22 protein-coding genes are annotated in these 21,637 nt (G+C 56.8%); 14 read left to right on the forward strand and 8 right to left on the reverse strand.

Annotation, left to right across the window (positions count from 1 at the left end):
* The first annotated feature begins 168 nt into the window (after nucleotides 1-168).
* Entirely contained in the window at nucleotides 169-486 is a 318-nt protein-coding gene (metJ, locus tag ES815_RS09315; RefSeq protein WP_007369220.1) for a met regulon transcriptional regulator MetJ, read from the forward strand.
* Nucleotides 487-537: 51 nt separating this feature from the next.
* Here the strand turns inward: metJ and rpmE are convergent, their stop codons facing one another.
* Entirely contained in the window at nucleotides 538-753 is a 216-nt protein-coding gene (gene rpmE, locus ES815_RS09320; RefSeq protein ID WP_039032122.1) for a 50S ribosomal protein L31, read from the reverse strand.
* Nucleotides 754-955: 202 nt separating this feature from the next.
* Between rpmE and priA the strand changes: the two genes are divergently transcribed.
* The 7 genes from priA (at nucleotide 956) to rraA (ending at nucleotide 8,922) form a co-directional block, all read left to right on the forward strand.
* Entirely contained in the window at nucleotides 956-3,151 is a 2,196-nt protein-coding gene (priA, locus tag ES815_RS09325; protein ID WP_142487561.1) for a primosomal protein N', read from the forward strand.
* Between the two features lie 134 nt (nucleotides 3,152-3,285).
* Complete coding sequence (gene cytR, locus ES815_RS09330) at nucleotides 3,286-4,311, forward strand: DNA-binding transcriptional regulator CytR (protein ID WP_142487562.1); 1,026 nt, start codon at nucleotides 3,286-3,288, stop codon at nucleotides 4,309-4,311.
* 93 nt (nucleotides 4,312-4,404) lie between these two features.
* Nucleotides 4,405-5,388, forward strand: a complete 984-nt coding sequence (gene ftsN / locus ES815_RS09335; protein ID WP_142487563.1) for a cell division protein FtsN — start codon at nucleotides 4,405-4,407, stop codon at nucleotides 5,386-5,388.
* 94 nt (nucleotides 5,389-5,482) lie between these two features.
* Nucleotides 5,483-6,013, forward strand: coding sequence for an ATP-dependent protease subunit HslV (hslV, locus tag ES815_RS09340; protein ID WP_032615282.1), 531 nt, complete (start codon nucleotides 5,483-5,485; stop codon nucleotides 6,011-6,013).
* A 9-nt stretch (nucleotides 6,014-6,022) separates the two neighbouring features.
* Entirely contained in the window at nucleotides 6,023-7,354 is a 1,332-nt protein-coding gene (gene hslU / locus ES815_RS09345; RefSeq protein WP_142487564.1) for an HslU--HslV peptidase ATPase subunit, read from the forward strand.
* Between the two features lie 69 nt (nucleotides 7,355-7,423).
* Nucleotides 7,424-8,344, forward strand: coding sequence for a 1,4-dihydroxy-2-naphthoate polyprenyltransferase (menA, locus tag ES815_RS09350; protein WP_142487565.1), 921 nt, complete (start codon nucleotides 7,424-7,426; stop codon nucleotides 8,342-8,344).
* Nucleotides 8,345-8,436: 92 nt separating this feature from the next.
* Nucleotides 8,437-8,922, forward strand: a complete 486-nt coding sequence (gene rraA, locus ES815_RS09355; RefSeq protein WP_142487566.1) for a ribonuclease E activity regulator RraA — start codon at nucleotides 8,437-8,439, stop codon at nucleotides 8,920-8,922.
* A gap of 107 nt (nucleotides 8,923-9,029) precedes the next feature.
* On the opposite strand, the gene zapB is transcribed toward rraA, so the two are convergent.
* Complete coding sequence (gene zapB, locus ES815_RS09360) at nucleotides 9,030-9,269, reverse strand: septal ring assembly protein ZapB (RefSeq protein ID WP_142487567.1); 240 nt, start codon at nucleotides 9,267-9,269, stop codon at nucleotides 9,030-9,032.
* A 403-nt stretch (nucleotides 9,270-9,672) separates the two neighbouring features.
* Between zapB and ES815_RS09365 the strand changes: the two genes are divergently transcribed.
* The 4 genes from ES815_RS09365 (at nucleotide 9,673) to fpr (ending at nucleotide 14,011) form a co-directional block, all read left to right on the forward strand.
* Entirely contained in the window at nucleotides 9,673-10,518 is an 846-nt protein-coding gene (locus ES815_RS09365) for an MIP/aquaporin family protein (protein ID WP_142487568.1), read from the forward strand.
* A 21-nt stretch (nucleotides 10,519-10,539) separates the two neighbouring features.
* Nucleotides 10,540-12,051, forward strand: coding sequence for a glycerol kinase GlpK (glpK, locus tag ES815_RS09370; RefSeq protein ID WP_142487569.1), 1,512 nt, complete (start codon nucleotides 10,540-10,542; stop codon nucleotides 12,049-12,051).
* Nucleotides 12,052-12,157: 106 nt separating this feature from the next.
* Complete coding sequence (gene glpX, locus ES815_RS09375; RefSeq protein ID WP_142487570.1) at nucleotides 12,158-13,168, forward strand: class II fructose-bisphosphatase; 1,011 nt, start codon at nucleotides 12,158-12,160, stop codon at nucleotides 13,166-13,168.
* Between the two features lie 96 nt (nucleotides 13,169-13,264).
* Entirely contained in the window at nucleotides 13,265-14,011 is a 747-nt protein-coding gene (gene fpr, locus ES815_RS09380; RefSeq protein ID WP_142487571.1) for a ferredoxin--NADP(+) reductase, read from the forward strand.
* On the opposite strand, the gene ES815_RS09385 is transcribed toward fpr, so the two are convergent.
* Nucleotides 14,012-14,431, reverse strand: coding sequence for a DUF805 domain-containing protein (locus ES815_RS09385; protein ID WP_142487572.1), 420 nt, complete (start codon nucleotides 14,429-14,431; stop codon nucleotides 14,012-14,014).
* Nucleotides 14,432-14,543: 112 nt separating this feature from the next.
* Between ES815_RS09385 and ES815_RS09390 the strand changes: the two genes are divergently transcribed.
* Entirely contained in the window at nucleotides 14,544-15,143 is a 600-nt protein-coding gene (locus tag ES815_RS09390; protein WP_142487573.1) for a DUF1454 family protein, read from the forward strand.
* A gap of 107 nt (nucleotides 15,144-15,250) precedes the next feature.
* Nucleotides 15,251-16,018, forward strand: a complete 768-nt coding sequence (gene tpiA / locus ES815_RS09395) for a triose-phosphate isomerase (protein WP_106995778.1) — start codon at nucleotides 15,251-15,253, stop codon at nucleotides 16,016-16,018.
* Nucleotides 16,019-16,100: 82 nt separating this feature from the next.
* Here tpiA and ES815_RS09400 read toward each other — a convergent pair whose 3' ends face one another.
* The 5 genes from ES815_RS09400 to fieF all read right to left on the reverse strand — a co-directional run bounded on the left by ES815_RS09400 (nucleotide 16,101) and on the right by fieF (nucleotide 21,575).
* Nucleotides 16,101-17,405, reverse strand: coding sequence for an SLC13 family permease (locus tag ES815_RS09400; RefSeq protein ID WP_142487574.1), 1,305 nt, complete (start codon nucleotides 17,403-17,405; stop codon nucleotides 16,101-16,103).
* Between the two features lie 73 nt (nucleotides 17,406-17,478).
* Nucleotides 17,479-18,222 (reverse strand): CDP-diacylglycerol diphosphatase, encoded by a 744-nt coding sequence (locus tag ES815_RS09405; protein ID WP_142487575.1) that lies wholly within the window; start codon nucleotides 18,220-18,222, stop codon nucleotides 17,479-17,481.
* A gap of 106 nt (nucleotides 18,223-18,328) precedes the next feature.
* On the reverse strand, nucleotides 18,329-19,318 hold the full coding sequence (locus ES815_RS09410; protein WP_142487576.1) for a sulfate ABC transporter substrate-binding protein: 990 nt from the start codon (nucleotides 19,316-19,318) through the stop codon (nucleotides 18,329-18,331).
* Between the two features lie 214 nt (nucleotides 19,319-19,532).
* Nucleotides 19,533-20,495: a 6-phosphofructokinase gene (pfkA, locus tag ES815_RS09415; RefSeq protein WP_142487577.1), complete on the reverse strand. Its 963-nt coding sequence runs from the start codon at nucleotides 20,493-20,495 to the stop codon at nucleotides 19,533-19,535.
* A 174-nt stretch (nucleotides 20,496-20,669) separates the two neighbouring features.
* Complete coding sequence (gene fieF, locus ES815_RS09420; RefSeq protein WP_142487578.1) at nucleotides 20,670-21,575, reverse strand: CDF family cation-efflux transporter FieF; 906 nt, start codon at nucleotides 21,573-21,575, stop codon at nucleotides 20,670-20,672.
* Nucleotides 21,576-21,637 lie beyond the last annotated feature (62 nt).

Genomic DNA, 21,637 nt, shown 5'->3' on the forward strand with positions numbered 1-21,637 from the left:
AATACGCAAATAGCCGTTAAAATTACATGCTTTAGCGCATAACGCAGAGGCAATATCCGTGTCACGGTGGCGTCTCTACGGTAAACTACGCAAGATTATGGCGCGAAACCCTGCGAACCGCTGCGGTATCGGCCTCATATTAATGACAGAGAGGATTAAAGGTATCTCATGGCTGAATGGAGCGGCGAATATATCAGCCCATACGCTGAGCACGGTAAGAAGAGTGAACAAGTAAAAAAAATTACGGTTTCCATTCCTCTGAAGGTGTTAAAGATCCTCACCGATGAACGCACGCGTCGTCAGGTGAATAACCTGCGTCACGCTACCAACAGCGAACTGCTGTGCGAAGCGTTCCTGCACGCGTTTACCGGTCAACCGTTGCCGAACGATGAAGACCTGCGCAAAGAGCGTAGTGACGAAATTCCGGAAGAGGCGAAGGTGATCATGCGTGAGCTGGGTATCGACCCGGATACGTGGGAATACTGATTTACAGATATAAAAAAAGCGCCTTGCGGCGCTTTTTTTTCGGGATGCATCTTACTTGGAAGAGCCCGGGATGCTGAAACGCTTGTTGAAGCGGTCAACACGGCCACCGGTTGCAACGTCACGCTGCTTACCAGTGTAGAACGGGTGGCACTGGCCGCACACGTCCAGGTTCAGATCGTGGCCCACGGTAGAGCGGATCTGGATAGAGTTACCGCAAGAGCAGTTTGCAGTAATCATTTCGTATTTAGGATGGATATCTTTTTTCATGGGGAGAACCTCAGTTAAGGCCGCGTCGCTCTTCCAGCCCTAACGCCAGACACCACGCGATGTTGAATGTAAGTTCTTTGATGCAAAGTGCACCAAAGGCGGCGAATCATACAGAATTTAACCAGGGTATGCAAACTGATCCGCACGCCGTCTTTCACTAATGTGTATACTAACGCGCCACTTTTCAAGTCAGGAAGATTCGATGCCCGTTGCTCACGTTGCCCTGCCCGTTCCGCTTCCCCGTACCTTTGATTACCTGCTCCCGGACAGCATGCAGGCCAAAGCGGGCTGTCGCGTGACGGTGCCCTTTGGCAAACAGCAGCGGGTGGGCATTGTGGTCTCCGTGAGCGAGAAAAGCGAGCTGCCCCTCAATGAGCTGAAAAGCGTGGTGGAGGTGCTGGACGATGAGCCGGTGTTCTCGGATAGCGTCTGGCGCCTGCTGCTGTGGGCCGCCGACTACTACCACCATCCCATTGGCGACGTGCTGTTCCACGCCCTGCCCATTCTGCTGCGGCAGGGTAAAAGCGCCAGCCACGCGCCGATGTGGTACTGGTTTGCCACCGAGCAGGGGCAAGCGGTGGATATCAACAGCCTGAAACGCTCCCCAAAACAGCAGCAGGCGCTGGCGGCGTTACGCCAGGGCAGGATCTGGCGTCATCAGGTCGAAAGCCTCGATTTTAACGACGCGGCGCTGCAGAGCTTACGCAAAAAGGGGCTGAGCGAGCTGGCCTGCGAAGCCCCTGCGCTGGTCGACTGGCGCGACGGCTTTAGCGTGGCGGGTGATCGCCTGCGTCTTAATACCGAACAGGCCACCGCCGTCGGGGCGATCCACAGCGCCTCGGATCGCTTCTCGGCCTGGCTGCTGGCGGGCGTCACCGGCTCCGGTAAGACTGAAGTCTATCTGAGCGTGCTGGAAAACGTGCTGGCACAGGGCAAGCAGGCCCTGGTGATGGTGCCGGAAATCGGCCTGACCCCGCAGACCATCGCCCGTTTCCGCGAGCGGTTTAACGCCCCGGTCGAGGTGCTGCACTCCGGTTTAAACGACAGCGAACGCCTCAGCGCCTGGCTGAAAGCCCGAAATGGCGAAGCGGCGATCGTGATTGGCACCCGCTCGTCGCTGTTCACACCGTTCAAAAACCTGGGTGTGATCGTCATCGACGAAGAGCACGACAGCTCCTATAAACAGCAGGAAGGCTGGCGCTATCACGCCCGCGATCTGGCCGTATACCGCGCTCATAGCGAGCAGATCCCGATTATCCTCGGCTCGGCCACCCCTGCGCTGGAGACGCTGCACAACGTGCGCCAGCGCAAATACCACATGCTGCGCCTGACGCGCCGGGCGGGGAATGCGCGCCCTGCCGTACAACATGTTCTCGATCTGAAAGGCCAGCAGGTGCAGGCGGGACTAGCCCCGGCGCTGATCGCCCGCATGCGCCAGCATCTGCAGGCCAACAACCAGGTGATCCTGTTTCTCAACCGGCGCGGTTTTGCCCCGGCGCTGCTGTGTCATGACTGCGGCTGGATAGCCGAATGCCCGCGCTGCGATCATTACTACACTCTGCATCAGGCCCAGCACCACCTGCGCTGTCACCACTGCGACAGCCAGCGGCCGATCCCGCGTCAGTGTCCGTCCTGCGGCTCGACGCATATGGTGCCGGTCGGGCTGGGCACCGAGCAGCTGGAACAGGCGTTAACCCCCTTCTTCCCCGGCGTGGCGATCTCGCGTATCGACCGCGACACCACCAGCCGCAAGGGGGCGCTTGAGCAGCAGCTGGCGGAAGTGCATCGCGGCGGAGCGCGGATCCTGATTGGCACCCAGATGCTGGCGAAAGGGCACCACTTCCCGGACGTGACGCTGGTGGCGCTGCTGGACGTTGACGGCGCGCTGTTCTCGGCGGATTTCCGCTCCGCAGAGCGCTTTGCCCAGCTCTATACCCAGGTGGCAGGCCGCGCCGGGCGTGCCGGCAAGCAGGGCGAAGTCGTGCTGCAAACTCACCATCCCGAGCATCCGCTGCTGCAAACCCTGTTGCATAAAGGCTATGACGCCTTTGCCGAGCAGGCGCTGGCCGAGCGCCAGACCCTGCAATTACCGCCCTGGACCAGCCATGTGATTATCCGCGCCGAGGATCACAACAACCAGCAGGCACCGCTGTTCCTCCAGCAGCTGCGCAATCTGCTGCAGGCCAGCCCGCTGGTGGATAATCAGCTGTGGATTTTAGGCCCGGTTCCGGCACTGGCACCGAAACGCGGCGGGCGCTACCGCTGGCAAATCCTGCTGCAACACCCGTCGCGGATCCGCCTGCAACATATCGTCAGCGGTACCCTGGCGTTAATTAACACGCTGCCGGAAGCGCGCAAAGTGAAGTGGGTGCTGGACGTCGATCCCATCGAAAGCTAAAAAATGGTGGGAGGCGGATCGAAAAATTCAACATGCCTCACACTTTTTATGAAAATTCTGTAACCGCTTCCATTCGCAATCTGATAAAACTGATTCAGTCAGAAGAGCGGTGATACGCCGGCGAGGAGAAGAGGTTGAAGTCCAGGAAAGAGGTCGCCTCAGCGACCATGAAAGATGTTGCCCTGAAAGCAAAAGTCTCAACGGCAACGGTATCCCGAGCCTTAATGAATCCCGATAAAGTCTCTCAGACCACACGCAATCGTGTTGAGCAGGCTGCGCTGGAGGTGGGTTATCTGCCCCAGGCGATGGGACGTAACGTCAAACGTAACGAATCCCGCACCATCCTGGTCATTGTGCCCGACATCTGCGATCCCTTTTTCAGCGAAATCATCCGCGGCATTGAAGTGACCGCCGCGGCCCAGGGTTACCTGGTGCTGATTGGCGACTGCGCCCACCAGAACCAGCAGGAAAAAACCTTCATCGACCTGATCATTACCAAGCAGATCGACGGCATGCTGCTGCTCGGTTCACGCCTGCCCTTCGATGCCAGCATTGAAGAGCAGCGCAACCTGCCGCCGATGGTGATGGCCAACGAGTTCGCCCCCGAGCTGGAACTGCCTACTGTTCACATTGATAACCTCACCGCTGCGTTCAACGCCGTGAACTATCTGCAGGAGCTGGGCCATAAACGCATCGGCTGCATCGCCGGGCCGGAAGAGATGCCGCTGTGTCATTATCGCCTGCAGGGCTACGTTCAGGCGCTGCGCCGCACCGGGGCGACGGTGGATCCACACTATATTGCCCGGGGCGACTTTACCTATGCCGCAGGCGGGCTGGCGCTGGAAAAACTGCTGTCGCTGCCACAGCCGCCGACCGCGGTGTTCTGTCACAGTGACGTGATGGCGCTCGGCGCACTCTCGTATGCGAAGCGGCACGGTCTGAATGTGCCGAAAGACCTCTCCATCATTGGCTTCGATAACATTTCCCTGTCTGAGTTTTGCGATCCGCCGCTCACAACCGTGGCGCAGCCTCGCTATGAGATTGGCCGGGAAGCGATGCTGCTGTTATTGGATCAACTCAACGGCCAGACGGTCAGCAGCGGCTCCCGTTTACTGGACTGCGAATTGATCGTTCGCGGCTCAACCCAGCCGCTAACGTAAAGCCGCCGCCTTTCAGACTTCCTCGACTGGTCAAAGGCCCGCCGCTTAAGTAACATGGCGGGCTGACAAACGAATAAATACAGCGAAACGATAGTGGCACAACGAGATTATGTACGTCGCGGCCAGCCGGCACCTTCGCGACGCAAAAAGAGTAGCTCACGGAGCCCGCAACGCAGCCTGCCTGCGGTCTCGCCTGCCATGGTCGCGATTGCAGCGGCGGTACTGGTGGCATTCATCGGCGGCCTCTGGTTCATTACGCACCATAAAAAAGAAGAAGCGGAAGCGCTGCAGGGCAATAAAGTTGTCGGCAATGGCTTACCACCGAAGCCGGAAGAGCGCTGGCGCTATATCAAAGAGCTTGAGAGCCGCCAGCCGGGCGTCCGCGCGCCGACAGAACCTTCTGCCGGTGGCGAGGTGGTGGATCCTACCCAGTTAACCAACGAACAGCGTCAGCTGCTGGCTCAGATGCAGGCCGATATGCGCCAGCAGCCTACCCAGCTCAACGAAGTGCCGTGGAATGAGCAGACGGCGGCGCAGCGCCAGCAAACGCTCCAGCGTCAACGTCAGGCGCAGCAACAAATTCAGCAGCAACAGCAACAACAGCAGTGGGCGCAGAGCCAGACGGTACAGCAGCCGAAAGCGCAGCCGCGGGTAACGGAACAGCCGTATCAGCAACCGCGTACCGCGCAGACGCAGCCGGTTCAGCAGCCTAAAGCGCAGCTGGCTAAGCAAAATCAGCCGTATCAGGATCTGCTGCAGACCCCGGCGCATACCACCGCGCAGCAGCCGAAAGCCGCGCCGATCACCAAAGAGACAGAGGCGCCAAAGCAGACGGCTGAGAAGAAAGACGAACGCCGCTGGATGGTGCAGTGCGGCTCCTTTAAAGGCGCAGAGCAGGCAGAAACCGTGCGTGCGCAGCTGGCTTTTGAAGGCTTTGATTCACGCATCACCACCAACAACGGCTGGAATCGCGTGGTGATTGGCCCGGTCAAAGGTAAAGACAATGCCGATGGCACCATCTCTCGTCTGAAGATGGCAGGTCACACAAACTGCATTCGACTCGCTTCCGGGGGTTGAAACCCCCAAAATCCCCCCCATCTATCATTCTATTCAGCCCTGAGCACAGGCTCAGGGCTTCTGTTTCCCGATTCTGTAACCAGGGGGTCTGCTCGTGACAACAATAGTAAGTGTACGCCGTAACGGCCAGGTGGTGATTGCCGGTGATGGCCAGGCCACGCTGGGTAATACCGTCATGAAAGGCAATGTGAAAAAAGTGCGTCGTCTGTATAACGACAAAGTGATCGCCGGTTTTGCAGGCGGTACTGCTGACGCCTTCACGCTGTTTGAACTGTTTGAACGCAAACTGGAAATGCATCAGGGCCATCTGGTGAAAGCCGCCGTTGAGCTGGCGAAGGACTGGCGTACCGACCGCATGCTGCGCAAACTCGAAGCGCTGTTGGCGGTAGCCGATGAAAATGCCTCGCTGATCATCACCGGTAACGGTGACGTGGTCCAGCCAGAAAACGATCTGATTGCTATCGGTTCCGGCGGCCCGTACGCCCAGGCCGCCGCTCGCGCGCTGTTGGAAAACTCCGACCTGGGCGCGCGCGATATCGCTGTGAAGGCGTTGGATATTGCAGGTGATATCTGCATCTACACCAACCACTTCCACACCATCGAAGAATTGCCGTCTAAGGCGTAAGGATTTCTCATGTCTGAAATGACTCCACGCGAAATTGTCAGCGAACTGAACAAACACATCATCGGCCAGGATAACGCCAAGCGTTCCGTGGCGATCGCCCTGCGTAACCGCTGGCGTCGTATGCAGCTGGATGAAGTGCTGCGCCATGAAGTAACGCCAAAAAACATTCTGATGATCGGCCCAACCGGTGTCGGTAAAACCGAGATCGCCCGTCGCCTGGCCAAACTCGCAAACGCGCCTTTTATCAAAGTTGAAGCGACGAAGTTCACCGAAGTGGGCTATGTCGGGAAAGAAGTGGACTCTATCATCCGCGATCTGACCGATTCCGCAATCAAAATGGTACGCGTACAGTCCATCGAGAAAAACCGCTATCGCGCCGAAGAGATGGCGGAAGAGCGCGTGCTGGACGTCCTGATCCCACCGGCGAAAAACAACTGGGGCCAGGCAGAGCAACCTGCAGAGCCGTCTGCTGCACGCCAGGCATTCCGCAAAAAACTGCGCGAAGGCCAGCTGGATGACAAAGAGATTGAGATCGATCTCGCCGCCGCGCCGATGGGCGTGGAAATCATGTCCCCTCCGGGCATGGAAGAGATGACCAGCCAGCTGCAGTCCATGTTCCAGAACCTGGGCGGGCAGAAGCAGAAGCCGCGTAAGCTGAAAATCAAAGATGCGATGAAGCTGCTGATTGAAGAAGAAGCCGCAAAACTGGTGAACCCGGAAGAGCTGAAGCAGGACGCCATCGACGCTGTAGAGCAGCACGGCATCGTGTTTATCGATGAGATCGATAAAATCTGTAAGCGCGGTGAGTCCAACGGTCCGGACGTCTCCCGTGAAGGCGTACAGCGCGACCTGCTGCCGCTGGTTGAAGGCTGCACCGTCTCCACCAAGCACGGCATGGTGAAAACCGACCACATTCTGTTTATCGCTTCTGGCGCATTCCAGGTGGCCAAGCCGTCTGACCTGATCCCGGAGCTGCAGGGTCGTCTGCCGATCCGCGTTGAATTGCAGGCGCTGACCACCGAAGACTTCGAGCGCATCCTGACCGAGCCGAACGCCTCTGTGACCGTACAGTACAAAGCGCTGATGGCGACCGAAGGCGTGAACATTGAGTTCACCGAAGACGGTATCAAGCGTATCGCCCAGGCGGCGTGGCAGGTTAACGAAACCACCGAAAACATCGGCGCACGTCGTCTGCACACCGTGCTGGAACGCCTGATGGAAGACATCTCCTATGATGCAAGCGACCTGAATGGTCAAAGCATTACCATTGATGCCGACTATGTGAGTAAGCACCTTGATGCTTTAGTAGCAGATGAAGATCTGAGCCGTTTTATCTTATAATCGCGGTCATTGCATTTTCATCACTGATGATGGGGCTGAAAAGCCCCATTTTTATTGGCTAAACATCCTATGACTAAAATCAGCCGTACGCGTGCCTGGCTGGAAAGCCTGCGTCCTAAAACCCTTCCTCTCGCTTTCGCCGCCATTGTGGTGGGCACAGCCCTGGCGTGGTGGCAGGGACATTTCGACCCTCTGGTGGCTGCGCTGGCGCTGATCACCGCCGGGCTCCTGCAAATCCTCTCTAACCTCGCCAACGACTATGGCGATGCCGTTAAGGGCAGCGATAAACCCGACCGTATCGGGCCTTTGCGCGGGATGCAGAAAGGGGTGATCACTCAGGAGCAGATGAAGCGGGCGCTGATTATCACCGTGGCGCTGATTTGTCTCTCCGGGATTGCGCTGGTGCTGGTGGCCTGTAAAACCCCTGCGGATGCGGTTGGCTTCCTCGTGCTCGGCCTGCTGGCGATTGTTGCGGCGATAACCTATACCGTCGGCACCCGCCCTTACGGATACATCGGGCTGGGCGACATTTCGGTGCTGGTGTTCTTCGGCTGGCTGAGCGTGATGGGCAGTTGGTATCTGCAGGCACATACCCTGATCCCGGCCCTGTTCCTGCCAGCCACCGCCTGCGGCATGCTGGCGACGGCGGTGCTCAACATTAACAACCTGCGCGATATCGACAGCGATCGACTGAACGGGAAAAACACCCTGGCGGTCCGTCTTGGGCCGGTAAATGCGCGCCGCTACCATGCCTGCCTGCTGATGGGCGCCCTGCTCTGTCTGGCGTTGTTTAACCTGCTTTCCCTGCACAGCCTGTGGGGCTGGCTGTTTGTGCTCGCCACGCCGCTGCTGGTCAAACAGGCGCGGTACGTGATCCGCGAACAGAGCGCCTCGGCCATGCCGCCAATGCTGGAACGCACGGTAAAAGGGGCACTGCTTACTAACCTGTTGTTCGTGGTGGGAATTGTGCTCAGCCAGACGCTGAACTAGCTGACAAATATCAATTAACAATTGATGATTTTGCCAACAATGCGTTTCGCGCGATATACTGAAATCACTCGCAGCAACTGAACCTTAAGCCTATGAAATACGATACCTCTGAGCTTTGTGACATCTACCAGGAAGATATCAACGTCGTAGAACCGCTGTTTTCCAACTTTGGAGGACGGTCATCGTTTGGCGGACAGATCATCACGGTGAAATGTTTTGAGGACAACGGGTTGCTGTACGATCTGCTCGAACAGAACGGCCGTGGTCGCATTCTGCTGATTGACGGCGGCGGCTCCGTGCGTCGCGCATTAATCGATGCAGAACTTGCCCGTCTCGCCACGCAAAACGAGTGGGAAGGCATGGTGGTGTATGGCGCAGTGCGCCAGGTGGACGACCTTGAAGAGCTGGACATCGGCATTCAGGCGATCGCCGCTATTCCGGTGGGTGCCGCAGGTGAAGGCATTGGCGAAAGCGACGTCCGCGTCAATTTCGGCGGGGTGACGTTCTTCTCCGGCGACCATCTGTATGCCGATAACACCGGTATTATCCTGTCTGAAGATCCGCTGGATATTGAGTAACAAAAAGCCGGGTGGCGGCTTCGCCTTACCCGGCCTACAAATTCTACTCTGCCTTTTGCAGAAACAAAAAAAGCATCCTCAGGATGCTTTTTTATGTCGAAAGAAAATCACACTTCTTCCATACGTCCCAGCAGGGCGTGCAGACGATCCTGCCAGCCGGTCTGCTGTTCGCGCAGATGGTGGTTTTCACGCTCCAGCTCTTCACGACCTTGCTGAGCAGTCTGAATTTCCTGCGACAGCGCGTTGTTTTTTTCTTTCAGCTCTTCGATTTCCATCTGCAGCAGGGTGATGGTATCAATCGCCTGCTGTACTTTGGATTCCAGTTTCTCAAACACTTCTAAAGACATAATCCTACCTCTCCTGAATTTGCAAGGCGACGCTTTGACGTAAACGCGCACAACACCTGGTGTCGATTGTATGGAGCCCCGCCCTCCCTGTCCAGCGGCAGACCGCGCAGATTGCGGTTTGCAACACTTTTCAGCCTCCTCCTGGTGCGTTCGCATCATATACCCCTAAATTGTTAACACTTTAGTTAATGGAATGCTTCAGCCCGCCTCCGCGTATAAACGCTAACGCACACTTAATGGCGCGTTATCGCTCATTTTGTTGACGCGGCACACACATTTTAATTTCGATATTTCTCGTTTTTGCTCGTTAACGATAAATTAACACTGTGTCTACAGGACATCGTGGCAAGAGTGACGATCGCTGCGATGACAATAACCATTAATTTTCTGTCAGGATCCGATTATGAGTGAAACATCAACCTTGAAAGGCCAGTGCATCGCAGAGTTCCTGGGTACTGGGTTGTTGATTTTCTTTGGCGTAGGATGCGTGGCGGCGCTGAAAGTAGCGGGCGCCAGCTTTGGGCAGTGGGAAATCAGCGTCATCTGGGGTCTGGGCGTGGCGATGGCCATCTACCTGACGGCGGGTGTTTCAGGTGCCCATCTTAACCCTGCGGTTACCATCGCGCTGTGGCTGTTTGCCTGCTTCGATAAACGCAAGGTTGTGCCCTTTATTGTGGCGCAGTTTGCCGGTGCCTTTTGTGCAGCGGCGTTAGTTTACGGGCTCTATTACAATCTGTTTATCGACTTCGAACAGACGCACCAGATGGTGCGTGGCAGTACCGAGAGCCTCGAGCTGGCCGGCATCTTCTCAACCTATCCGAACCCGCATATTAACTTTGTGCAGGCCTTCGCGGTGGAGATGGTGATCACCGCTATCTTGATGGGCGTCATCATGGCGCTGGGTGATGACGGCAACGGCATTCCACGCGGCCCGCTGGCACCGCTGCTGATTGGTTTACTGATTGCGGTCATCGGCGCATCGATGGGACCACTGACCGGCTTCGCCATGAACCCGGCACGTGACCTGGGGCCGAAGACCTTTGCCTTCTTCGCGGGCTGGGGCAACGTGGCCTTTACCGGTGCGAAAGATATTCCCTACTTCCTGGTGCCCCTGTTCGGCCCGATCGTTGGGGCATCGCTGGGCGCATTCGGCTATCGTAAGCTGATTGGACGCCATCTGCCGTGCGACACCTGTGTGGTTGAGGAGAAAAAAAGCCTCTCCCCGACTGAATCAAAAGCTTCGCTGTAATCTGACTACGGGACTCATAAAATGACCGACAAAAAATATATCGTTGCGCTCGACCAGGGCACGACCAGCTCCCGCGCTGTCGTTATGGATCATGACGCGAACATTGTCAGCGTGTCACAGCGCGAATTCGAGCAAATCTATCCTAAGCCAGGCTGGGTTGAACACGACCCGATGGAAATCTGGGCCTCGCAAAGCTCGACGCTGGTTGAAGTGCTGGCGAAAGCCGATATCAGTTCCGACGAGATTGCTGCCATTGGCATCACCAACCAGCGTGAAACGGCCATCGTCTGGGAACGCGAAACCGGTAAACCGATTTATAACGCCATCGTCTGGCAGTGCCGCCGTACCGCGGATATCTGCGAGAAGCTCAAGCGTGACGGCATGGAAGAGTACGTGCGCAGCGCCACCGGCTTGGTTGTGGACCCGTATTTCTCCGGCACCAAGGTGAAGTGGATCCTCGACCATGTGGAAGGCTCTCGCGAGCGTGCCAAACGTGGTGAACTGCTGTTCGGCACGGTGGATACCTGGCTTATCTGGAAGATGACTCAGGGACGCGTCCACGTTACCGACTACACCAACGCCTCGCGCACCATGCTGTTCAACATCCACGATCTGGACTGGGATGACAAAATGCTGGACGCGCTGGATATCCCGCGTGCCATGCTGCCGCAGGTGCGTAAGTCCTCTGAAGTGTACGGCCAGACCAACATCGGCGGTAAAGGCGGCACCCGTATTCCGATTGCCGGGATCGCCGGGGACCAGCAGGCGGCGCTGTTTGGCCAGCTGTGCGTGAAAGAAGGGATGGCGAAAAACACCTACGGCACCGGCTGCTTCATGCTGATGAATACCGGCGAGAAGGCGGTGAAATCAGAGCATGGCCTGCTGACCACTATCGCCTGCGGCCCTCGCGGAGAGGTGAACTACGCCCTCGAAGGCGCGGTGTTTATGGCCGGAGCCTCTATCCAGTGGCTGCGCGATGAGATGAAGCTTATCAGCGACGCTTTCGACTCGGAGTATTTCGCTACTAAAGTGAAAGACACCAACGGGGTGTACGTCGTACCGGCCTTTACCGGGCTGGGCGCGCCGTACTGGGATCCCTATGCTCGCGGGGCGATTTTCGGCCTGACGCGTGGGGTGAACTCGAACCACATCATTCGCGCCACGCTGGAGTCAATTGCCTATCAGACCCGCGACGTACTGGAAGCGATGCAGGCCGACTCCGGCATTCGTCTCCACGCCCTGCGCGTGGACGGCGGCGCGGTGGCTAACAATTTCCTGATGCAGTTCCAGTCCGACATTCTGGGCACCCGCGTGGAGCGTCCTGAAGTGCGTGAAGTGACGGCGCTGGGGGCGGCTTACCTTGCCGGTCTGGCGGTCGGCTTCTGGCAGAACCTGGACGAGCTGCAGGAGAAAGCGGTTATCGAACGCGAATTCCGCCCGGGCATCGAAACCACCGAGCGTAACTTCCGCTACAGCGGCTGGAAGAAAGCCGTGAAACGCGCGCTGGCGTGGGAAGATCACGACGAGTCGTAATCCACTTCACATTCCCTCTCCCTTTGGGGAGAGGGGTCCTCAGCCCGCACCCCGCCCCACTCTGTGATAAACTTCGTGCAATTCCTTTTGACCGCACGAGTACCCAATGAAACGTGAACTTGCTATCGAATTTTCCCGCGTGACCGAAGCCGCCGCTCTGGCGGGCTACAAGTGGCTTGGCCGTGGCGACAAAAATATCGCCGACGGTGCAGCCGTCCATGCCATGCGCATTATGCTTAACCAGGTCAATATTGACGGCACCATCGTGATTGGTGAAGGCGAAATCGACGAAGCGCCAATGCTGTTTATCGGTGAAAAAGTCGGGACCGGCAAGGGAGACGCGGTGGATATCGCCGTCGACCCGATTGAAGGCACCCGCATGACCGCCATGGGTCAGGCTAACGCCCTGGCCGTACTGGCCGTGGGCGACAAAGGCACCTTCCTCAACGCGCCTGATATGTATATGGAGAAGCTGATTGTCGGGCCGGGCGCCAAAGGGGTTATCGACCTCAACCTGCCGCTGGCGGACAACCTGCGTAACATCGCCGCCGCGCTCAATAAACCGCTGAGCGAACTGACGGTCACCATCCTGGCCAAACCGCGTCATGATGTCACCATCGCCCATATGCAGCAGCTGGGCGTGCGCGTCTTTGCTATTCCCGATGGCGACGTGGCAGCCTCCATCCTTACCTGCATGCCGGACAGCGAAGTGGACGTGCTGTACGGCATCGGCGGCGCGCCGGAAGGGGTGGTTTCTGCCGCAGTGATCCGCGCCCTCGACGGTGACATGCAGGGTCGTCTGCTGGCCCGCCATGAAGTGAAAGGCGACAGCGAAGAGAACCGCCGTATCGGTGAACAGGAGCTGGCCCGCTGCGCCGCGATGGGCATCGAGGCCAATACCGTGCTGCGTCTGGATGATATGGCGCGCAACGATAACGTCGTCTTCTCGGCCACCGGTATCACCAAAGGCGATCTGCTGGACGGCATCACCCGCAAAGGCAATATGGCGACCACCGAAACGCTGCTGATCCGCGGTAAATCACGCACCATTCGCCGCATCCAGTCGATTCACTATCTCGACCGCAAAGATCCCGACGTGCAGACTCACATTCTGTAAAACCGTTTGATCAATTGAGCTTTCCGGCCCGCACGGGCTGGAAATCTCTCTCTCAGGTAAGGAAGATAGAACCCGAGATCAGTACAGGAGAACATCATGGCAGACTGGGTAACAGGTAAAGTCAAAAAGGTAGAGTTCTGGACCGATGCGCTATTTAGTCTTACCGTCAATGCGCCCATCCATCCCTTCACGGCCGGACAATTCGCCAAGCTAGGGCTGGAAATCGACGGTGAACGCGTGCAGCGCGCCTACTCCTATGTCAACCCGCCGGATAACCCGGATCTCGAGTTCTATCTTGTCACCGTTCCCGATGGCAAACTCAGCCCGCGCCTGGCGGCCCTCAAACCCGGCGACGAGATCCAGATAGTCAGTGAAGCCGCAGGCTTCTTCGTGCTGGATGAAGTGCCGGACTGCGACACCCTGTGGATGCTGGCGACCGGTACCGCCATCGGCCCGTACCTTTCGATCCTGCAATACGGGAAAGACCTGGAGCGTTTTAAAAATATCGTGCTGGTGCATGCCGCACGCTATGCCGCGGACCTGAGCTACCTGCCGCAGATGCTGGAGTTGCAGCAACGCTATGAAGGGAAAGTGAAAATTCAGACGGTGGTGAGCCGTGAAACGGTGGCGGGCTCACTGACCGGCCGCGTGCCGGCCCTGATTGAAAGCGGTGAACTGGAAGCTGCGGTTGGCCTGCCGATGACGGCCGAGAGCAGCCATGTCATGCTGTGCGGCAACCCGCAGATGGTGCGCGACACTCAACAGCTGCTGAAAGAGACCCGGCAGATGACCAAACATTTACGCCGCCGTCCGGGCCATATGACTGCAGAACACTACTGGTAATTAGCGGTACTTTACGTCGATCGTATCTTTACCGTATTTATTCTCGCCCTGGGTGCCCACGAACGCGCCCAGGTCGACAATAATCATCACAAAAATAATGGTAGGGATCAGCCTGCCAACCGCCCACGGCAGCATGGAGGGCAGCATCGACCAGTTGCCCGCCAGCAGCATCCACGCCAGCACCACCAGCAGCGACCACAGCCCCGAGCGGCCACGATCGTGCAGACGTTTCACTAACACCGCCGCGGTCGGCCACAGCAGCGAAACCAGCGCGAATGCCGCCGTCTGGGTATTCAGCCACGCGTTATTCGCAAAAATAAACAGACCCAGCATGGCGACAATCCATACGCCAATCCAGATCCAGAAATCACGGCGTCCAATACGCCCTTTGAATGAAAACAACCACTGCTGTATGGTCATGTCAGGTTCCTTAAAATCATTGCGGAGCGTAGTTTACCCTGGAGTCGCATCCTTTTGACAAGCCAGCCAGATATCGTTTTAATCGTGACAGTAACATTCAGAGACTTTATTGATGAAGATGTGGTTTCACCTTATTTGGCTGGGTTTAACACTGTCGTGCGCGAGCGTTTCTCTGCGCGCTGCCGAGACCTCCGCACCTGCCACTGCCCCCTACGTGATGCCGGGCGCGCCGTCGTTTGATCAATCCATTAGCCTGTTCCGCGAGGCCTTCAACAGCGCTAACCCTGGCCTGTCGCTGAATGAGTTTCGCGCCATCGATGGTGCCCGCGATACCCCCAACCTGACCCGTGCCGCCAGCAAGATTAACGAGAATCTGTACGCCTCAACGGCGCTGGAGCGTGGAACGCTCAAAATTAAGAGTATGCAGATTACCTGGTTGCCGATTCAGGGGCCTGAGCAAAAGGCCGCCAAAGCCAAAGCGCTGGAGTATATGAGCGCCATTTTACGGGCGTTCACCCCGGCGTTAACCAAATCACAAAGCCAGCAAAAGCTGCAAAAGCTGCTGGCTGCCGGTAAAAACAAACGTTATTACGCCGAAACGGAAGGCGCGGTTCGCTATGTGGTGGCAGATAACGGCGAAAAGGGGCTGACCTTCGCTGTTGAACCGATTAAGCTGGCGTTATCTGAGACCCTCGGCGGGGCGAATTCATGACAAAAAGCAAAGCCTTTCGAGGGAAAATCTCTATACTGATTCACAGACCATGCTGCCCAGCCGGGTGGCCATATTCCTTAATTCGCTCTTGAGCGTGGAGAATTGAAATGCGACATCCTTTAGTGATGGGTAACTGGAAACTGAACGGCAGCCGCCACATGGTAAACGAGTTGGTAGCTAACCTGCGTAAAGAGCTGGCTGGCGTGACTGGCTGTGCTGTTGCGATCGCTCCGCCGGACATGTACCTGGATATGGCTAAACACGCCGCTGACGGCAGCCACATCGTTCTGGGTGCGCAGAACGTTGACGTTAACCTGTCTGGCGCGTTCACCGGTGAAACCTCCGCTGAAATGCTGAAAGATATCGGCGCAAAATACATCATCATCGGCCACTCTGAGCGTCGTACCTACCACAAAGAGTCCGACGAATTCATCGCTAAAAAATTCGCGGTACTGAAAGAGCAGGGTCTGATCCCGGTTCTGTGCATCGGTGAAACCGAAGCTGAAAACGAAGCGGGCAAAACTGAAGAAGTGTGCGCACGCCAGATCGACGCAGTGCTGACCACTCAGGGCGCGAGCGCGTTCGAAGGCGCGGTCATTGCTTACGAGCCAGTATGGGCGATCGGTACCGGCAAATCTGCAACCCCAGCTCAGGCTCAGGCGGTTCACAAATTCATCCGTGACCATATTGCTAAAGCAGACGCGAAAGTGGCTGAGCAAGTAATCATCCAGTACGGCGGTTCCGTAAACGCAGCGAACGCAGCAGAGCTGTTCACCCAGCCGGACATCGACGGCGCGCTGGTTGGCGGCGCATCCCTGAAAGCAGACGCTTTCGCGGTGATCGTTAAAGCAGCAGAAGCGGCTAAACAGGCGTAAAAAACCTTTGCGGCGGGTGGCGCTTCGCTAACCCGCCCTAGGGTTCTCCAGGCCCGGTAAGCGCAAGCGCCACCGGGCTTTTTTACAGCCGTCCCAGGATACTAAACCACAGATAATCCAGCGGCAGCAGCACCAGATAGGTTGCCACCGCTAGCGCCAGGCAGAGCAGCATCCCCGCCCGCGCAGGCACTCTTCCCAGCCCCATCGCCACCACTATCGGCGACGCCTGATACGGCAGCAGCGGCGTGGAGTATCCCAGCACCTGAATCATAATCACCGACAATAACGGGAAGCCGGTGGCGTCCGAGAAGCTTTGCGCCAGAGTGGTATACAGCGCCGGAACACCGTTGGCGGTCATGATAAAATTCAGCGCGGTAGTGATGCCGGTTAACGCCAGGAAACTGGTGAAGGGCGCGTCGGCATCCAGCGGCATCACCCGCATCAGCGCCTCGCCCACGGCACTGCCGATCCCGGTCTGCGTCACGGTGATCGCCAGCCCGAGAATGCCCGCCACGTAAATACAGGTGCGCATGTTCACCCCGGCCGAGAACTCCTCGCCGGTGATAAAACCAATTCGCGGCAGCATCACCACCAGCGATGCCGCAAGCCCGGTCCATGCCGGGCCGATACCGTGCCAGCTCTCCGTCACCCACATCACCAGTACTACCGCCAGCAGCCAGGCGAGGCGCTTTTCGTCACGGCCCATGGGCTCCGGCGGAGACAGATCTTTTGCCGGTTTGGGGGCGCCGGGAAACAGCCAGCAGATCAGGCCGATCAGAATCAGGCCCTTGAGAATGCCCAGCACCGGGGTGTGCAGCAGCAGGTACGGAACATAGTTGAGATGAATACCATACGACCCTTCCGCCGCCCCGCTCATTACCAGATTAGGTACGTTAGCCGGGAGGATAGTGGCCGACAGCTGGAAAGTGCCAAATCCCACCGCCAGCGCCAGACCAAACCACGCCCGGGAGCCATCGGCAATGCCCGCCCGCTTCGCCATCGCCGCCACAATCGGCATCAGCAGCGCGATGCGCCCCATGTTGGAGGGCATCACAAACGCCAGCGCATAGGTAAGCAGCACGACGCTGGCCACCATCAGCGGCCAGGAGTCGGTCAGCCTGGACGATAATGCCCGCGCGGCTCTGTCCGCCAGCCCGGTTTTACGGATCGCCACGCCCAGCACAAACCCGCTGAACACCAGCCAGAATGCCGACGAGGCAAACCCGCCGAATATCACCTCCGGCGGCGCAATTTTGGCGATCATCGCTGCGGTAAAGAACAGCAGCGCGGTGAGGAATTCCGGCAACAGCGAGGTCGCCCACAGGATGATGGTGACGACGATAATCAGCGAGGGCAGAAACAGCGGGTGAGTGATCCAGAGCGACATGCCTGTCTCCTGTAGAATTTTTCAGCAAGTCTACGGCGGCAGGCAGCGGGAGTAAACGCTATTTATGGTGGGGTCAATTCAGGATATGACATTGATGATCCTGCAATTCCTCAGCGGAGGCCAGGTTGAACGTCAGCAGATTGCGCTCGGTCGCCAGCAGGACAAAAGAGCCGTCCGCCTGCTGCGCCATCGCCAGCGCAAAGCGTCCCATATGGTCGCGCGCTTCCGGCAGCTCTTCTGCCAGCATCATAAATGGGCTGCGTTTCACCAGCTCCGCTTCCGTCACCCGACGCGCCAGATACTCGTGCCCTTTCAGCCCACCGGGAAACGGCAGCCATTGGGTGCTGATTTGCCCCTGATGAGTATTGAGCTTCTCGCGCACGTCCGGCCGCAGGCACGAGATATGGATATGAAAATGATTTTGCGTACGGCCCGTTGGGGAGTTAATGGTCAGGGAAATGGCGCTGTCAGGCACTTTGGCACCCCGCTTCATGCTCATAAAGTTGCGCGACTGCCACGCCAGCCAGAAGAAGTTCGGCGTATAGGCCTCAGTCAGAAGCGGGCTTTCGGTGCCGTTGATGCGGTACGTTGGCATCAGAAGATATTGCAGGGGGCCGTTGCGGTCTTTGAATACCACATATCCCGCATCCCTCTTCACCAGGACACAGGGCGCCGGGTTACGGTTTTGCATCTGATTGGGTACACACTGGTCGAGAACGATATGCCGTAATGCGTTTGGGTTACCCGACTTCATCCAGAACCAGCCCCCCGCGGCAAGCGCGATGAGGATCAGTGCCAGCACAATTATTTTTTTCACAACGCGTTCCCTGTATCCGGTTGAACCAAAAGAGTAACGCACTTTGATGACAAACAAAAAAGCCCGGCAGTATGATTCTGCCGGGCTTTTTAAACGCTATGGGTGATTAACGTTTGCTGATCTGATCGAAGGTGCCGCCATTCGAGAAGTGATCTTTCTGCGCTTTGGTCCAGCCGCCAAACTCTTCATCGATAGTGAACAGCTTCAGTTTCGGGAATTCGTTCTCATACTTCTTCGCCACCGCTTCATCACGTGGACGATAGAAATTCTTCGCGGCGATCTCCTGACCTTCCGGGGTGTAAAGGTACTTCAGATAGGCTTCCGCCACGGCCTGGGTGCCTTTCTTATCCGCCACTTTGTCGACCACAGAGACGGTCGGCTCAGCCAGAATCGATTCGCTTGGGGTCACGATTTCAAACTTGTCTTTACCCAGCTCGTTGGTCGCCAGCAGCGCTTCGTTTTCCCATGCAATCAGCACATCGCCAATGCCGCGTTCAACAAAGGTGTTGGTTGCGCCACGCGCGCCGGAGTCCAGCACTTCAACGTTTTTAAACAGCGATTTCACGAAGTCCTGGGCTTTGGCCTGATCGCCATTGTTGTGGTGCAGGGCGTAGCCCCAGGCTGCAAGATAGTTCCAGCGCGCGCCGCCGGAGCTTTTCGGGTTCGGGGTAATCACGGAAACGCCCGGCTTAATCAGGTCGTTCCAGTCGTGGATCTGTTTCGGGTTGCCTTTACGCACCAGGAAAACGATGGTGGAGGTGTATGGCGCAGAGTTGTCTGGCAGACGTTTGATCCAGTTTTTATCGATACGACCGCGTTCCGCAATGGCGTCCACGTCGTACGCCAGCGCCAGAGTCACGACATCGGCTTCAATACCGTTAATCACCGAGGTCGCCTGCTTGCCGGAGCCGCCATGCGACTGACGAATCACCACGTTATCGCCGGTTTCCTGTTTCCAGTGTGCGGCAAACGCTTTGTTGTACTGTTCGTACAGTTCACGTGTCGGATCGTAAGACACGTTCAGTAACTGGATATCCTTTGCAAGAACGCTGGTCGATGCCAGCAATAAAGTTAACCCCACGCCCCACTTGTTCATCGTCCCACTCTCTTAATGTTGTGTTTGATGAATGCAGCGTGCCAGAAAGGAAACCAATGATTAAAGAATAAAAAAAGATTGGCTATAACTTCAGGGAATAAAAAGCGGTATTGTGCACATAAAAAAGCCCGGTGGCGCTTCGCTTACCGGGCCTACGGACCCTGCTTTTGTAGACCGGGTAAGGCGTAGCCGCCACCCGGCAACAATCTGCTGATTAGTATAGTTTTTTCGCGCAGTCCAGCCAGTCACCTTTGAACGGACGCTTCATGTTTTCGATAGCGTCGATGATGTCATGGTGAACCAGTTTTTCGTTCTGAATGCCGACGCAACGACCGCCGAAGCCCTGCTGCAGCAGTTCAATCGCGTACGCACCCATACGGGAGGCCAGGATACGGTCGTAAGGACCCGGGGAGCCGCCGCGCTGGATGTGGCCGAGAACGGTGGCGCGGGTTTCGCGTTTGGTTTCGGTTTCGATGTACTTCGCCAGCTCGTCAACGTCGCAGATGTGCTCGGTGATGGCTACGATGGCGTGTTTCTTACCTTTCGCGATACCGGCTTTGATTTCCGCAACCAGGTCTTCACGGCTGAATTCCACTTCCGGAACCACGACAAACTCACAGCCACCGGCAATCGCCGCAGCCAGAGTCAGGTCGCCACAGTAGCGGCCCATTACTTCAACGATAGAGATACGCTGGTGAGAAGAAGAGGTGTCGCGCAGGCGGTCAATCGCTTCAACCACGGTGCCCAGGGCAGTGAAGTAGCCGATGGTGTAGTCGGTACCTTTGATGTCATTGTCGATGGTGCCAGGCAGACCGATGCACGGGAAGCCCATTTCGGTCAGTCGTTTGGCGCCCATATAGGAACCGTCACCACCGATAACGACCAGCGCGTCGAGGCCACGTTTTTTCATGTTTTCGATAGCCACTTCACGGATGCGGTCATCGCGGAATTCAGGGAAACGAGCGGAACCCAGGAAGGTACCGCCGCGGTTAATCATGTCGGACACGCTGTAGCGGTCGAGCTGCACCATGCGATCTTCATACAGGCCCAGATAACCGTCATAGATACCAAAAACTTCCAGACCTTCCGTCAACGCAGCACGAACTACACCACGAATTGCTGCGTTCATGCCGGGCGCATCACCGCCGCTTGTCAACACACCGATTTTCTTAATCATGACTACCTCTGAACTTAGGAATGCAAAAATGAAATCTGTTGCCGGAAGACTTCTGACGACCAACGAATACTGCAAATAGTATATCAATCACTTCCAGCTGAATTGATTCAGGTCAGGCCATATGGCGGTTATTTTTCCACAAAATGCTGGCCCGGTTCACTTTTTTACAACGAATTACGAAAGCTCAAAATGTCCATTGCCTGGCTTAGGTACGACTGAACAGGGATCCTGGTGAATAATGACGTCTGACCCCGGGAAACGCTGCAAAATCGCCTGCTCAACCTGCTCAGCCACCAGATGTGCCTGAACCAGCGGCAGGTTATCTTCCATTTCTAAATGAATCTGAATAAAGCGGGTCGGCCCTGACTGCCGCGTGCGAAGATCGTGAGCGCCGCTGACGCCAGGCCAGGAGGTCACAATTTCGAAGATTTCATGCCGTTCTGCGTCTGGCAAGGCGCGATCGAGAAGCGATTGCACCGCATCGTACCCCATGCGCAACGCACTGTATAAAATATAAAAGCCAATCCCTAACGCAAATAGCGCATCGGCCCGATGCCAGCCATACCAGGCCAGACCGAGCGCAATCAGGATCGCGCCGTTCATCATAACATCAGACTGATAATGAAGCATATCGGCCCGTACCGCCTGACTTTGCGTTTTGCGCACAACCCAGCGCTGGAACGTTACCAGAATCAATGTGCTAATAAGTGCAATAACCGTGACGACAACGCCCACGCCCGGATCTTTCATCGGTGACGGGGTATACAGATGCTGAATACCGGTCAAAAAGAGGAACAGCGCCGAACCGGAAATAAACATGCTTTGTGCCAGCGCCGCCAGCGACTCGGCTTTGCCGTGACCAAAGGTATGCTCTTCATCCGCCGGCTGCAGCGAGTAGCGCACCACCCACAGGTTAGTGAGCGAAGCAGCAATATCCACCAGCGAATCGACCAGCGCCGCCAGAATACTGACTGAACCGGTATACCACCACGCAAAAATTTTAATCACTAACAGGCACGACGCCATGATCGTCGCAGCCAATGCGGCCCGGCTTACCAGCCGCCCATAGGATTGATTCATAAACACTCCTGTCATGCTATGCCGCTAGTATAACGGATGCAGAGGAGTCATTAAGATGAATA

It is taken from the genome of Leclercia adecarboxylata, from assembly GCF_006874705.1.
Taxonomy (GTDB): domain Bacteria; phylum Pseudomonadota; class Gammaproteobacteria; order Enterobacterales; family Enterobacteriaceae; genus Enterobacter; species Enterobacter adecarboxylatus_C.

Excerpts from the sequence above, each read along its gene's own strand:
- metJ (WP_007369220.1), top strand. The coding sequence starts at position 169 with ATGGCTGAATGGAGCGGCGAATATATCAGCCCATACGCTGAGCACGGT.
- rpmE (WP_039032122.1), bottom strand. The coding sequence starts at position 753 with ATGAAAAAAGATATCCATCCTAAATACGAAATGATTACTGCAAACTGC.
- priA (WP_142487561.1), top strand. The coding sequence starts at position 956 with ATGCCCGTTGCTCACGTTGCCCTGCCCGTTCCGCTTCCCCGTACCTTT.
- hslU (WP_142487564.1), top strand. The coding sequence starts at position 6,023 with ATGTCTGAAATGACTCCACGCGAAATTGTCAGCGAACTGAACAAACAC.
- menA (WP_142487565.1), top strand. The coding sequence starts at position 7,424 with ATGACTAAAATCAGCCGTACGCGTGCCTGGCTGGAAAGCCTGCGTCCT.
- rraA (WP_142487566.1), top strand. The coding sequence starts at position 8,437 with ATGAAATACGATACCTCTGAGCTTTGTGACATCTACCAGGAAGATATC.
- zapB (WP_142487567.1), bottom strand. The coding sequence starts at position 9,269 with ATGTCTTTAGAAGTGTTTGAGAAACTGGAATCCAAAGTACAGCAGGCG.
- ES815_RS09365 (WP_142487568.1), top strand. The coding sequence starts at position 9,673 with ATGAGTGAAACATCAACCTTGAAAGGCCAGTGCATCGCAGAGTTCCTG.
- glpK (WP_142487569.1), top strand. The coding sequence starts at position 10,540 with ATGACCGACAAAAAATATATCGTTGCGCTCGACCAGGGCACGACCAGC.
- glpX (WP_142487570.1), top strand. The coding sequence starts at position 12,158 with ATGAAACGTGAACTTGCTATCGAATTTTCCCGCGTGACCGAAGCCGCC.
- fpr (WP_142487571.1), top strand. The coding sequence starts at position 13,265 with ATGGCAGACTGGGTAACAGGTAAAGTCAAAAAGGTAGAGTTCTGGACC.
- ES815_RS09385 (WP_142487572.1), bottom strand. The coding sequence starts at position 14,431 with ATGACCATACAGCAGTGGTTGTTTTCATTCAAAGGGCGTATTGGACGC.
- ES815_RS09390 (WP_142487573.1), top strand. The coding sequence starts at position 14,544 with ATGAAGATGTGGTTTCACCTTATTTGGCTGGGTTTAACACTGTCGTGC.
- tpiA (WP_106995778.1), top strand. The coding sequence starts at position 15,251 with ATGCGACATCCTTTAGTGATGGGTAACTGGAAACTGAACGGCAGCCGC.
- ES815_RS09400 (WP_142487574.1), bottom strand. The coding sequence starts at position 17,405 with ATGTCGCTCTGGATCACTCACCCGCTGTTTCTGCCCTCGCTGATTATC.
- ES815_RS09410 (WP_142487576.1), bottom strand. The coding sequence starts at position 19,318 with ATGAACAAGTGGGGCGTGGGGTTAACTTTATTGCTGGCATCGACCAGC.
- pfkA (WP_142487577.1), bottom strand. The coding sequence starts at position 20,495 with ATGATTAAGAAAATCGGTGTGTTGACAAGCGGCGGTGATGCGCCCGGC.
- fieF (WP_142487578.1), bottom strand. The coding sequence starts at position 21,575 with ATGAATCAATCCTATGGGCGGCTGGTAAGCCGGGCCGCATTGGCTGCG.